The organism is Streptomyces sp. PR69, from assembly GCF_026420845.1.
GTDB lineage: Bacteria > Actinomycetota > Actinomycetes > Streptomycetales > Streptomycetaceae > Streptomyces.
The window spans coordinates 261,147-273,753 of the sequence record NZ_JAOWCB010000002.1 but is presented as its reverse complement, the minus strand read 5'-3'; the positions used below and the strand labels follow the sequence as shown (position 1 = coordinate 273,753).

The following is a 12,607-nucleotide window of genomic DNA, read 5'->3' as shown; positions in this document are numbered from 1 at the left end:
CGACGACGCCCCGCGGCCGTGGTCCGCTGGGCGTGTGCGGAGTGGGAACGGCGGCGGCAGCGGGCGCGGGCTGCTGCCCGAGGCGGTGTGGCGGGTGGGGGCCTGGTGTGCCGTCGCTCTGCTGGTCGCCGGGGTCGTCGGGGTCGGTGTGTGGCTCGCCGGGGTGTTCCAGACCGCCGTGACGCCCGTGCTGCTGGCGATTCTCGGGACCGCGCTGCTCGGGCCGCTGCACCGGCGGCTCATCCGGATGAAGGTCAACCGGTCGTTGGCGGCCGGGCTCACCTGCGCCGCCGTGGTGGCGGTCTTCGGCGGGGCCACCTATATCGTCGTCAGCGCGCTGATCGAGACCGGCGACCAGATCGTCGCCTCGCTGCGGCAGGCCGCGGAAGATCTCGCCCGGCACTTCGGGGCGGCCGGTACCTCGCTTGACGATCTCGCGGCGAACGCCAGGGATCTGCTGGGGCGGTTCGGGTCGACGGCCGCCTCCGGGGTGATCAGCGGGCTGAGCGTGGTCGGCGAGATGATCGCGATCGCCGTGCTGGCGCTGCTGCTGAGCTTCTTCTTCCTGCGGGACTCGCACAAGGCCGCCGATGTGCTGCGCTCGCTCGCGCCCCGCTCGTCCGGCGATCTGGTGGAGGCCATGGGACGGCGGGCCTTCGAGGCGGTCGAGGGCTTTATGCGCGGGACGACGCTCATCGCCCTCATCGACGCCGTCGCCATCACCGCGGGGCTGCTCATCCTGCGAGTGCCCGGCGCCGTCGGGCTCGGGGCGCTCGTCTTCGTCGGCGCGTACATCCCGTACCTCGGCGCGTTCATCTCGGGGGCCGTGGCCATCCTCGTCGCCCTCGCCGACCGGGGTTTCGTCATCGCGCTGTGGGCGCTCGGGGTGGTGCTGGCCGTGCAGGTGCTGGAGGGGCATGTGCTGCAGCCGGTGATTCAGAGCCGTACGGTGCAGATGCACCCCGCCCTGGTCATGCTGGCGATCACGGCGGGCGCGTCCGTCGCCGGGATCCTGGGGATGCTGCTGGCCGTGCCGCTGACCGCCGCCGCGTTCGGGGTGGTCGGCGAGCTGAGGAATCGTTACGCCACCGAGCCGTCGGCGTCCGGAGCGGAATCCGGGCCAGGAACGGGATCAGGGCCAGGAACGGGATCCGGGCCGGGAACGGGATCAGGGGCGGACGAGGACGGCGGCTCGTAGAGCTCGAACCAGATCGACTTGCCCGCGCCCCGCGGGTCCACGCCCCACGCGTCCGCCAGCATCTCCATCAGCACCAGGCCCCGCCCGGACGACGCCAGCTCGCCGGGCCGCCGCTTGTGCGGCAGCTCGTCGCTCCCGTCCGCGACCTCCACACGCAGCCGCCGCCCGCCGTCCGAGCCGTTCCCGGCGTCTCCCCCGTCCGAGCCGTCCACTCCCTCCCGGCGGCAGATCACCTCCGCCACCAGCAGCGCGTTGCCGTCCGTGTGGACCAGCACATTGGTCACCATCTCGGAGACCATCAGCACCGCCGAGTCGATCTGCTCCGGGTCCGCCCAGTCGTGCAGCAGCTCCCGCATCCGCCGCCGGGCCGCCGCGATCCGCTCCGGCTCCGCCTGCGCCACCGTCAGCGCCGTGCGGCGCGGAGCCTCCCGCACCCGCGCGACGCCCTCCCGGGAGAGCAGCAGCAGAGCGATGTCGTCCTCGCGGCGGTCCGCCAGCGGGCCGGTCGTGTAGTGGGAGGCGGGGCCGTGCACCGCATGGACGAGGCTGTCCGCCAGCTCCTCCAGCGAGGCGTCGGGGTGCTCCTCCGCTTGCTTCTCCAGGACCGTGCGCAGCCGCGCCCAGCCGGACTCCAGATCGTGCCCGCCGGTCTCCAGCAGCCCGTCCGTGCACATCAGCAGGATCTCGCCGGGCTCCAGCACCAGCCGGGTCGTCGGATAGTCCGTGTCCGGGACGATGCCCAGCGGCAGCCCGCCCTCGGCGGGGTGCAGCAGCACCGTGCCGTCGGCCGTGCGCACGGCCGGCTCCGGATGGCCCGCGCGGGCCATCTCCACGCCGCCGGTCGCCGGGTCCACCTCCAGATACAGACAGGTCGCGAAGCGGGGCGCCGCGTAGTCCGCCGTGTCCCCGGCGGACGCTGTGTCCACCGGGTCTCCGCGGCCGAACTCGTCCGTCGCGTCCGTGATCCCGTGCAGAAAGCGCGAGGCCCGCGAGAGCACCGCGTCGGGCCGGTGCCCCTCGGAGGCGTAGGCGCGCAGGGCGATCCGCAGCTGGCCCATCAGCCCGGCGGCGCCCACATCGTGGCCCTGTACGTCCCCGATGACCAGGGCGATCCGGCCGGACGGCAGCGGGATCACGTCGTACCAGTCGCCGCCGACCTGGAGCCCGCCGCCGGTGGGGACATACCGCGCGGCCACGGTCATCCCCGGGACGGCGGGGCCCAGCACGGGCATCATCGACCGCTGCAGCCCCTGGGACAGCTCCCGCTCCGACTCCGCGACCCCGGCGCGGGCCAGCGCCTGCGCCAGCATCCGCGCGACCGTCGTCAGCACGGAGCGCTCGTCGGGGGTGAAGGCCACCGGGTGCTTGAACGCCGCCATCCACGCGCCCATCGTCCGCCCCGCCACGATCAGCGGCAGGAACGCCCAGGACTGGCGGCGAAAGCGGCGGGCCAGCGGCCAGGCCGACGGATAGCGGCGGCGGTACTCCTGCGGCGTGGGCAGATAGACCGCCCGGCCGGTGCGCACCACCTCCGCCGCCGGATAGTCGGTGTCCAGCGCCATGTCGGTGAAGGGGTTCTCGTCGCCCTCGTCGTGCCCGTGGTGGCCGACGATGGTCAGCCGCTCGCCCTCCGCCCCGAAGACCGCCAGGCCGTCGGGCGAGAAGCCGGGCATGGACAGCGAGGCGGCGACCCGCAGCACCTCCGCGGTGGACCGGGCCTCGGCCAGCGCCCGGCCCGCGTCCAGCAGGAACGCCTCGCGTGAGCGCCGCCAGTCGCCCGTGATGGGGGTCTGGGCCGCGGTGCTGCCCGGCTGCGGCTCGGTGACCTCCTGGAGCGTGCCGATGAGCTGGAACCTGACCCGGTAGCCGGAGTCCTCCGACGGCGCGGGGGCGCCGACGACCGGCTTCGTACGGCTGCGCACGGTGCGGACCACCCGGCCGGACTCGTCGACGATCCGCAGCCGGGCCTCGGCGAGGGTGCCCTCGGCGACCGCGAGGCTGATGATGCCGTTGACCTCGTTCCAGTCGACGGGGTGGAAGCGGGAGCGCACGGCGGAGGTGGGGAAGACGCCCGGCTCGGCGGGCAGCTCCAGCAGCCGGGCGGCCTCGGCGTCGAGGGTGACCGTTCCGGTGACGTTGTCCCAGCGCCACAGGCCGGTCGCGATCGCGGCCAGGACGTCCTCGGTGCGCATGGCCTCAGACTATTCCGAAGACCATTCCGAACGCTCTTCCGGTGAGGTGTCCGGATCTCCGCCGGGGCCGCGGCCCCGGCGGTGGCATGTCAATGCCAATGAGAGCAGCGGGGGCCGGACGGTAACCTTGCAAAGGTTGTGCCCACCTCGAAGCCCGAAGACTGGATGAACGACGATGCATCGGTACAGGTCCCACACCTGCGGCGAGCTCCGCGCCTCTGACGTCGGAAGCGACGTCCGGCTGAGCGGCTGGCTGCACAATCGCCGAGACCTGGGCGGCATCCTCTTCATCGATCTGCGCGACCACTACGGCATCACGCAGCTTGTGGCCCGCCCTGGCACCCCCGCCAACGAGGCGCTGAGCCATCTGTCCAAGGAGTCCGTCGTCCGCGTGGACGGCACGGTCTCGGCCCGCGGCGCGGAGAACGTCAACCCGGACCTGTCCACCGGCGAGATCGAGATCGAGGTCTCGGCGGTCGAGGTGCTGGGCGCGGCGGGCCCGCTGCCCTTCACGATCAACACGGACGACGGTGTGAACGAGGAGCGGCGGCTGGAGTACCGCTTCCTCGATCTGCGCCGTGAGCGCATGCACCGCAACATCATGCTGCGCACCGCTGTGATCTCCGCCATCCGGCACAAGATGACCGCCCTCGGCTTCAACGAGATGGCCACCCCGATCCTCACCGCGACCTCCCCCGAGGGCGCGCGTGACTTCGTGGTGCCCTCCCGGCTGAACCCGGGCAAGTTCTTCGCGCTGCCGCAGGCCCCCCAGCAGTTCAAGCAGCTGCTGATGATCTCCGGCTTCGACCGGTACTTCCAGATCGCGCCCTGTTTCCGCGACGAGGACGCCCGCGCCGACCGCTCGCCCGGCGAGTTCTACCAGCTCGACGTGGAGATGAGCTTCGTCGAGCAGGAGGACGTCTTCGCGCCGATCGAGCAGCTGATGACCGAGCTGTTCGAGGAGTTCGGCAACGGCCGCCATGTCACCTCGCCGTTCCCGCGCATCCCGTTCCGCGAGGCGGTGCTGAAGTACGGCAACGACAAGCCGGACCTGCGCGCCATGCTGGAGCTCGTCGACATCACGGACGTCTTCGAGGGCTCGGAGTTCAAGGCGTTCGCGGGCAGGCACGTCCGGGCCCTGCCGGTGCCGGACACCGCCGCCCAGCCGCGCAAGTTCTTCGACGGCCTCGGAGACTTCGCCGTCGAGCAGGGCGCGAAGGGCCTGGCCTGGGTGCGCGTCGGCGACGACGGGCAGCTCACCGGCCCGATCGCCAAGTTCCTCACCGAGGAGAACGTCAAGGTCCTCACCGAGCGCCTGGGCCTCGTCCCCGGCCACGCCGTCTTCTTCGGCGCGGGCGAGTTCGACGAGGTCTCCAAGATCATGGGCGCGGTCCGGGTGGAGGCGGCCAAGCGGGCCGGCCACTTCGAGGAGAACGTCTTCCGCTTCTGCTGGATCGTCGACTTCCCGATGTTCGAGAAGGACCCCGACACCGGCCGGATCGACTTCTCGCACAACCCGTTCTCCATGCCGCAGGGCGGCCTGGAGGCCCTGGAAACCCAGGACCCGCTGGACATCCTCGGCTGGCAGTACGACATCGTCTGCAACGGCGTCGAGCTGTCCTCGGGCGCGATCCGGAACCACGAGCCGGACATCATGTTCAAGGCTTTCGAGATCGCCGGCTATGACCGCGAGACCGTGGAGCGCGAGTTCTCCGGCATGCTCCGCGCCTTCCAGTACGGCGCCCCGCCGCACGGCGGCATCGCACCGGGCGTCGACCGGATCGTGATGCTCCTCGCCGACGAGCCGAACATCCGCGAGACGATCGCCTTCCCGCTGAACCAGAACGCGCAGGACCTGATGATGGGCGCGCCGACGGAGCTGGACGAGGCCCGGCTGAAGGAGCTGAACATCGCCCTGCGCAAGCCGCCGGCGGCGGAGGGCAAGTCCGCGGAGTAGTCACCGCGACGGCGCACCCCCGACTGAGGGGCGCGCTCCGCAGAGCACGAAGGTCCGGAACCGTGGTTGGTTCCGGACCTTCGGTGCTTCGGGCTCGCCGGCGCGGGCTATGACTTCTTCGGCTCCTCCAGCCGCGGGAACAGCACCGCGCCCTTCGTCACCGTCGCGCCCGCCGGGAGCCTCCCCCACTCGCCCGCGCGCTGGACCCGCTGGCCGGCGAGCGCGCCCAGGGACGCCTCAGCGCCCAAGGAGTCCCACAGCGCCTGGGAGGTCTCGGGCATGACCGGGTTCAGCAGCACCGCGACCGCGCGCAGCGACTCCGCGGCCGTGTAGAGGATGCTCGCCAGCCGGGCCCGGCCCTCGGCAGAGTCGTCCTTGGCGACCTTCCACGGCTCCTGCTCCGTGATGTAGCCGTTGACCTGCTTGATGAAGTCGAAGACCGCCAGGATGCCGCCCTGGAAGTCCAGCTCCTCGCCGATGCGGCGGTCGGCCTCGGCGACGGCCTTCGCCAGGCCCTCCTGGATCGCCTTCTCCGCGTCGCCGGACGCCGTCGCCTCCGGCAGCGTGCCGCCGAAGTACTTGCCGACCATGGCAGCGACGCGTGAGGCCAGATTGCCGTAGTCGTTGGCCAGCTCGCTGGTGTAGCGGGCGGTGAAGTCCTCCCAGGAGAACGAGCCGTCCTGCCCGAAGGCGATCGCGCGCAAGAAGTACCAGCGGTACGCGTCCACGCCGAAGTGCGAGGTCAGGTCCTGCGGCTTGATGCCGGTCAGATTGGACTTCGACATCTTCTCGCCGCCGACCATCAGCCAGCCGTTCGCGGCGATCTTCCCCGGCAGCGGCAGGCCCTGCGCCATCAGCATCGCGGGCCAGATGATCGCGTGGAAGCGCAGGATGTCCTTGCCGACCAGGTGGACGTCCGCCGGGAAGGTCTCGTCGAACTTCGCCGGGTTCTCGTTGTAGCCGACCGCGGTCGCGTAGTTCAGCAGCGCGTCGATCCACACATAGATGACGTGCTTGTCGTCCCACGGGACCTTGATGCCCCAGTCGAAGGTGGAGCGGGAGATCGACAGGTCCTGAAGACCCTGCTTGACGAAGTTCACCACTTCGTTGCGGGCCGACTCGGGCTGGATGAAGCCGGGGTTGGCCTCGTAGTGCTCCAGCAGCTTCGGGCCGTACTCGCTCAGTTTGAAGAAGTAGTTCTCCTCCTTGAGGATCTCCACCGGCTTCTTGTGCACGGGGCACAGCTGCTGACCCGCGTACTCGCCCTCGCCGTCCAGCAGCTCGCCGGGGAGCTTGTACTCCTCGCAGCCGACGCAGTACGGGCCCTCGTAGCCGCCCTTGTAGATCTCGCCCTTGTCGTACAGGTCCTGGACGAACTCCCGGACCCGGTCGGTGTGGCGCTTCTCCGTGGTGCGGATGAAGTCGTCGTTCGCGATGTCCAGATGCTCCCAGAGGGGCTTCCATGCCTCCTCCACGAGCTTGTCGCACCACTCCTGGGGCGTGACCTTGTTCGCCTCGGCAGTGCGCATGATCTTCTGACCGTGCTCGTCCGTGCCGGTGAGGTACCACACCTTCTCGCCGCGCTGGCGGTGCCAGCGGGAGAGCACGTCGCCTGCGACGGTCGTATAGGCGTGGCCCAGGTGAGGAGCGTCGTTGACGTAATAGATGGGGGTCGAGACGTAGTACGCCTTCGCCCCCTGCTTCTCGGATCCAGTGGCCGCCATGGTCGAAATCCTATCGGCCCTGTGAAGATCCACTCACCCGCATAACCGGGGAGGCCCGCGGCGGCAGGGTGACGGCACGGTGACGGCGCGGGCGGGGCCGTCACCGTGCCGAAGCCCGCTGCGGGCGCCGGCTCAGGGCTTCCAGCCCGCCAGCACGCCCTTGAACAGCGCGGAGTGCGCCAGCTCGCCGGGGGCCGGGCCCGCGTGGAAGAAGCCGGCGTTCGGGGCCTGGAGCCTGCGCAGATAGTCGAAGGCCTTGGCGTCGTACTCGCCGAACGCCACGAACTGCCAGAACACCGGGCGGTCCGCCGCCGCGGAGAGCGCCGCGGTGGCGGCGGTCTTGGACTCCGGCGCGCCGTCCGTCTGGAACAGCACCAGCGCGGGTGTGTCGTCGCCGTGGTTCTTGGCGTGCAGCGCGAGCACCTCCTCGACCGCCAGGTGGTAGTTCGTACGCCCCATCCGGCCGAGGGAGGCGTGCAGCTCGTCGATCCGGCCCTCGTACGAGGCGAGGCCCAGCTCGCCGGTTCCGTCGACCTCCGTCGAGAAGAACACGACCTGCACCGTCGCGCTCTCGTCGAGATGCGCGGCGAGCGCGAGCGCCTGCTCGCCGAGGCGCTGGGCGCTGCCGTCCTTGTAGTACCCGCGCATCGACCCGGACCGGTCCAGCACCAGATACACCCGCGCCCGCACCCCGCCGAGCCCGGCCTTCTTCAGCGCGCTCCCGGCGGCCTTGTACGCCTCGACGACCCCACCGGCCTGCGCCTTCACCCGCGCGAGCGACACGGCGGGCGCGGGGGTCGCCTCCGGCGGGGAGGCGGGGGCGGCGTCCGCCGCGGTCGCCGCCGGGCCGTTCGCCGCACGGGCGCGGGCGGCGCTCGCGTCCGCGGCGTCGGCGGTGGTCGCCGGTACGGCCGCGGGGTCGCCCGTCGTGCCCGCGGCCGCGGGAGCCGTCGCGGGCTCGTGCGCGGCGTCCGGCGCGGCGCGGTTGTCCGCTGCTGCCGTGGTGGGCTGCGGCGCGGGGCCGCTCGGGGTGCTGGCATCCCCGGTGTCCGTGACGGGAGCCGTCGTGGGCTCGTGTGCGGGCTGGTTCTCGGTGGCCGCCGCTTCGGCCACGGCGGCGGAGGGGGCGATTCCTGCGGCGGCGGGCTCGTCGGTCGCGCCCGCGGCGGTTGGGGACGGTGTGTCAGTGGGGCTGGCCGTGGGGGTCGTCGCGGGCGCGGGGCCGTCCGCCTCGGCGGACGGGGGCTCGTCCGCATTGGCGGCAGACGAGACTCCGGCCGCTGCCGCGGGCTCCGCGCCCACAGGAACGGTGTCCTCGGGCGCGGACGGGGACACGGGCGTGGCTGCCGGGGTGCTGTGGTCGCTCGCGTCAGGGGCCGCCGGTGACGGCGTGTCGGCGGTGTCCGCCGTGCGGGGGGCTGCGGACGCGGGCAGGTCCGCCGGGGGCTCGTCGGCCTCGGGTGCAGGCCCGGCCGGGGCCGGCGGCTGCGTGTCCGCCCCGGCCGACGCGGCCGCGGTTTCGACGGCGTCCGCAGGGTCGCCCGGGCGTGCTGGCGACTCCCCTGCCGGACCCGAGGCGTCCGCGGGCGCCGCCCCGGCCGCGCGGCCCTCCTCCCGGGAGGAGGGGGGCTCAGCGGTCGCCGCCCGTTGCCGCAGGGCGGGCGCGTCCGCAGCCGGAGCCGTATCCGCGGCGGCGTCCTCCCGCTCGGCGTCCGGCTGGGGCGGGATCGCGGTGGCGTGGGGCGCCGGGTTGTCGAAGGCCGCGGAGACCAGGTCCGCCGCGCTGGACCCCGTGGCGCCGGGCTCCGGCTTCGGCGTGCGTTCCGGGGTGGGCCAGGGGACCCGCCGTGCGGCCGTGTCCGCCGTGTCCGCAGCCGCCGCCGTGTCCGCGGGTGCGCTGCCCGCGGACACGGACTCCTCGCGGCGTTCGGGCTGCGGCGGGACGGCCGCCGCCGTAGTCGACTCCTCGCGCCCCGTCGCACGGTCGCGTCCGCCAAACACCTTGCGCAGCAAGCTCCGAATGCCCATGGGCGAGGCCTTTCGCATGAGTTGATTGCGGTGGTTCGTCCGCACTCCGGCCGTACGGGCCAGGGGATCGCCGCCCTGTTCGACGCAGACCGACGGCCATGGCGGACACGTAAGGTTAGCCGCCGCCCCGCCGGAATCGCCGCAGGGGCGGGGCCGACCTCATTCACACCACGCGCACGATGTCAACCCCGCCTCAGACCCGCCGGATTCACGCCGTGTTCATCGTTCGTCCGCCACGCTGCGCCCCGTCGCGCCTACCGTCATCGCTGGACTTATTCCGACAGACTGTCGATACGTTCGGCGCGGGTGCGCCGGAGGAGGAAGAAGCGAAGTGCGCAAAATGCTGCCGCTGTTGAACGTCAACCGCCATTCGGGTGGTCGTTCCGCTCTCACCTGCCGCTACCGCTGCGGCGACGCCTGCTTCCACGAGGTGCCCAACACCAGCGACAACGAGTACGCGGGCGATGTCATCGCGGGCGCCCTGTCGCGCCGCTCGATGATGCGCGCCGCCGCCGTGGTGACCGTCGCCACCGCCGCGGGCGGCGCGGCCGTCGTCCAGGGCGCGTCCTCCGCCGAGGCCGCCGCGCCCGCCGCGCCCGCCGCGCCCGCGGGCAGAGACCGCTGGCACCGCCCCGGCAGGGCCGACGGAGCCCGGGGTCTGCGCTTCACCCCGGTCGCGCCGAACACCGACGACAAGGTGACCGTCCCCGAGGGCTACGCCCAGAACGTCGTCATCCGCTGGGGAGAACCGATTCTGCGCGGCGCGCCCGCGTTCCACCCGGACCGGCAGAGCGCCAAGGCGCAGGCCGGTCAGTTCGGCTACAACAACGACTTCCTCTCGCTGCTCCCGCTGCCCCGCGAGTGGCGTCGCCAGGTGCTCGTGGCGAACCACGAGTACACGGACGAGCAGCTGATGTTCAAGGACTACGACTCCGACAACCCGACCCGTGAGCAGGTCGAGATCGCCTGGGCCGCCCACGGCCTGTCCGTCGTCGTGGTCCAGGAGGAGTGGCGCAGCGGCAAGCTCACCCCGGTGACCCGCCACTACCTCAACCGCCGGATCACCGCGACCAGCGAGTTCGAGCTGACCGGCCCGGCCGCGGGCAGCGATCTGCTGAAGACCTCCGCCGACCGCTCCGGCCGCAAGGTGCTCGGCACGCTCAACAACTGCGCGGGCGGCACCACCCCGTGGGGCACGATCCTGTCGGGCGAGGAGAACTTCAACCAGTACTTCGCCCATGGCTCCAGCCCGTCCGACAAGCGCTACGGCATCCGCTCGGGTGCGACCTCGCGCAAGTGGGAGCGGTTCGACAAGCGCTTCGACGCAGCGCAGGAGCCGAACGAGTCGCACCGCTTCGGCTGGGTCGTCGAGGTCGACCCGTACGACCCGCACTCCACCCCGCGCAAGCGCACGGCGCTCGGCCGCTTCAAGCACGAGGCCGCGCAGCCGCGGCTGACGTCCGACGGCCGCCCGGTGGTCTACATGGGCGACGACGAGCGCTTTGACTACTTCTACAAGTTCGTCTCGTCCAAGCGGATGAAGAAGGGCAACAGCCGGCACGCCCGCGAGCACAACGCCACGCTCCTCGACGAGGGCACGCTGTACGTCGCCAAGCTGACGGGCGACTCGCCGCAGGACGTCGACGGCAGCGGCAAGCTGCCGAGCGACGGCGAGTTCGACGGCTCCGGCGTGTGGATTCCGCTGGCGACCGGCGACACCTCGCATGTCCCCGGCATGACCGCGGAGGAGGTGTACGTCTTCACCCGGATGGCCGCCGACAAGGTCGGCGCCACCAAGATGGACCGCCCCGAGGACGTCGAGCCCTCCCCGCGCACCGGCCGCGTCTATGTCGCGCTGACGAACAACACCAACCGCGGCAAGGACGGCTACCCGGCCGCCGACGAGGCCAACCCGCGCAACCAGAACAAGCACGGCCAGGTCCTGGAGCTCGCCGAGCACTGGGACGACCCGGCGAGCGACGGCTTCGCCTGGCGGCTGTTCCTGGTCGCGGGCGACCCGGAGGACCCGGCGACGTACTTCGCGGGCTTCCCCAAGGACAAGGTCAGCCCGATCTCCTGCCCGGACAATGTGGCCTTCGACGACCACGGCAATCTGTGGATCTCCACGGACGGCAACAAGCTCGGCTCGCACGACGGACTGTTCGGCGTGGCGACGCGCGGCGAGCGGCGCGGCGAGATCAAGCAGTTCCTGACGGTGCCGGCGGGCGCGGAGACCTGCGGGCCGATCATCCAGGACCGCCGTGTCCTGGTCGCCGTGCAGCACCCGGGCGAGGTCGACGGCGCGACGGTGGAGAACCCGGCCAGCGTCTGGCCTGACGGCCCGGGCCGGATCGTCCGCCCGTCGGTGGTGGCGGTCTACCGCAAGGACGGCCGCGGCATCGGCGTCTGACCCGGAGCCCGGAAGGGGTTCCGGCGCGGCGGGTCAGCCCAGCGGGCCCGCCGCGCCCACCGCCTTTCTGAAGCGGGTGAACTGCTCGGCCGGGTCCCCGGTGTACGACCAGGGGACCCGGGACGCCTGCCGCCCGAGCAGCGCGAACAGGGAGCGGGCCTGCTCCTTCAGCCCCGCATGGCAGGCGGCGTGCGTCAGACAGTTGAGGTCGCCGACCTCGTACGGGGCCGGCGGGCCCGGCGGACGGCCGAGGATCCAGCGGTGCCAGGTGCGGCGGACCTCGACCTCCGCCAGCTCGTGCTTCCAGTGCTGGTCGAAGCCGCGGACGGGGCGGCCGCGCGCCATGTCGGAGATATAGCGGTACTCCTCCACACGTGCGATCTGCACCAGCACCGGCAGCGGCGAGCCGAGCGGGGCCGCGCCCGCCGCGTCGCGGGCGAAGTCGTACATCGTGCCGTGCGTGCCGTGCCAGCGGGCAGAGTAGTAGCGCAGCAGCTGCACATGGCCCTCCATGCTGTACGGGTCGCGGCGGCGCAACTCGTCCTGCCAGCGCCACAGTTCGCGTGGTGAGACCCCGTCCTCGTACAGCCGTGCAAGCGTCAGCAGCGACACCCAGGGCATGGGGTCGGCGGGCCGGGCGTCTGCGGCCTTCAGGCAGGTCAGCACCGCCCTGTCCAGCACCGTACGGTCGGCTGCGCACCCGCCGGGGCCCGTGCTGTGTCCGCATGCGGCGACCGCGCTGTGCAGGACCCGTACGACCTGCGTCGCGGCCCCCAGCACCGCCGCGTCCGCGCTGTCCGGCTCCGCGGCCCGCCAGCTCTCGGCGGCCGAGGTCTCCGCGGCGGTGTGCGCCAGCAGCCGCAGCCGGTGAGTGCGCAGCGGCCAGTCGTCGCCGGTCTCGTACAGCAGGTCGCGGGCCGTCTGCCAGCGTCCGATAACGATGTCGTGCAGCGCGGCGGCGAGAGGGCGGTCCCCGAAGACCGGGTCGAAGTCCGGTGCGAAGCGTCGTCGGCGTGCGGCCATCGGCAACCCCTCAGAAGTCCATGGCGAGCGAGCGGATCGGATAAGCCGATGAGTTGGATGAGATCGAGCGCATCG

Annotated in this window: 7 protein-coding genes; 3 read left to right on the top strand and 4 right to left on the bottom strand. The window is 72.1% G+C overall.

Going from position 1 to position 12,607, the window contains the following annotated elements; genetic code table 11:
• Positions 1-34 precede the first annotated feature (34 nt).
• Positions 35-1,198, top strand: coding sequence for an AI-2E family transporter (locus OF819_RS02995; RefSeq protein WP_267241705.1), 1,164 nt, complete (start codon positions 35-37; stop codon positions 1,196-1,198).
• On the opposite strand, the gene OF819_RS02990 is transcribed toward OF819_RS02995, so the two are convergent.
• The gene (locus OF819_RS02990) at positions 1,081-3,390 is read right to left on the bottom strand and encodes a SpoIIE family protein phosphatase (protein WP_267241703.1); all 2,310 of its coding nucleotides are present in this window, start codon (positions 3,388-3,390) and stop codon (positions 1,081-1,083) included. The two genes, OF819_RS02995 and OF819_RS02990, sit on opposite strands and share 118 nt — an antisense overlap.
• A 175-nt stretch (positions 3,391-3,565) precedes the next feature.
• On the opposite strand from OF819_RS02990, the gene aspS reads away from it, so the two are divergent.
• On the top strand, positions 3,566-5,347 hold the full coding sequence (gene aspS, locus OF819_RS02985) for an aspartate--tRNA ligase (protein WP_267241702.1): 1,782 nt from the start codon (positions 3,566-3,568) through the stop codon (positions 5,345-5,347).
• A gap of 107 nt (positions 5,348-5,454) precedes the next feature.
• Here the strand turns inward: aspS and metG are convergent, their stop codons facing one another.
• Together metG and OF819_RS02975 are read right to left on the bottom strand one after the other, a co-directional pair.
• A complete protein-coding gene (gene metG, locus OF819_RS02980) occupies positions 5,455-7,071 on the bottom strand; it encodes a methionine--tRNA ligase (protein ID WP_267241701.1) in 1,617 nt (538 codons plus the stop codon).
• Positions 7,072-7,203: 132 nt separating this feature from the next.
• Positions 7,204-9,099: a VWA domain-containing protein gene (locus OF819_RS02975; RefSeq protein WP_267241700.1), complete on the bottom strand. Its 1,896-nt coding sequence runs from the start codon at positions 9,097-9,099 to the stop codon at positions 7,204-7,206.
• 331 nt (positions 9,100-9,430) lie between these two features.
• On the opposite strand from OF819_RS02975, the gene OF819_RS02970 reads away from it, so the two are divergent.
• The gene (locus OF819_RS02970; protein WP_267241699.1) at positions 9,431-11,509 is read left to right on the top strand and encodes a PhoX family protein; all 2,079 of its coding nucleotides are present in this window, start codon (positions 9,431-9,433) and stop codon (positions 11,507-11,509) included.
• Between the two features lie 33 nt (positions 11,510-11,542).
• Here OF819_RS02970 and OF819_RS02965 read toward each other — a convergent pair whose 3' ends face one another.
• Positions 11,543-12,532, bottom strand: coding sequence for a hypothetical protein (locus OF819_RS02965; protein WP_267241698.1), 990 nt, complete (start codon positions 12,530-12,532; stop codon positions 11,543-11,545).
• Positions 12,533-12,607 lie beyond the last annotated feature (75 nt).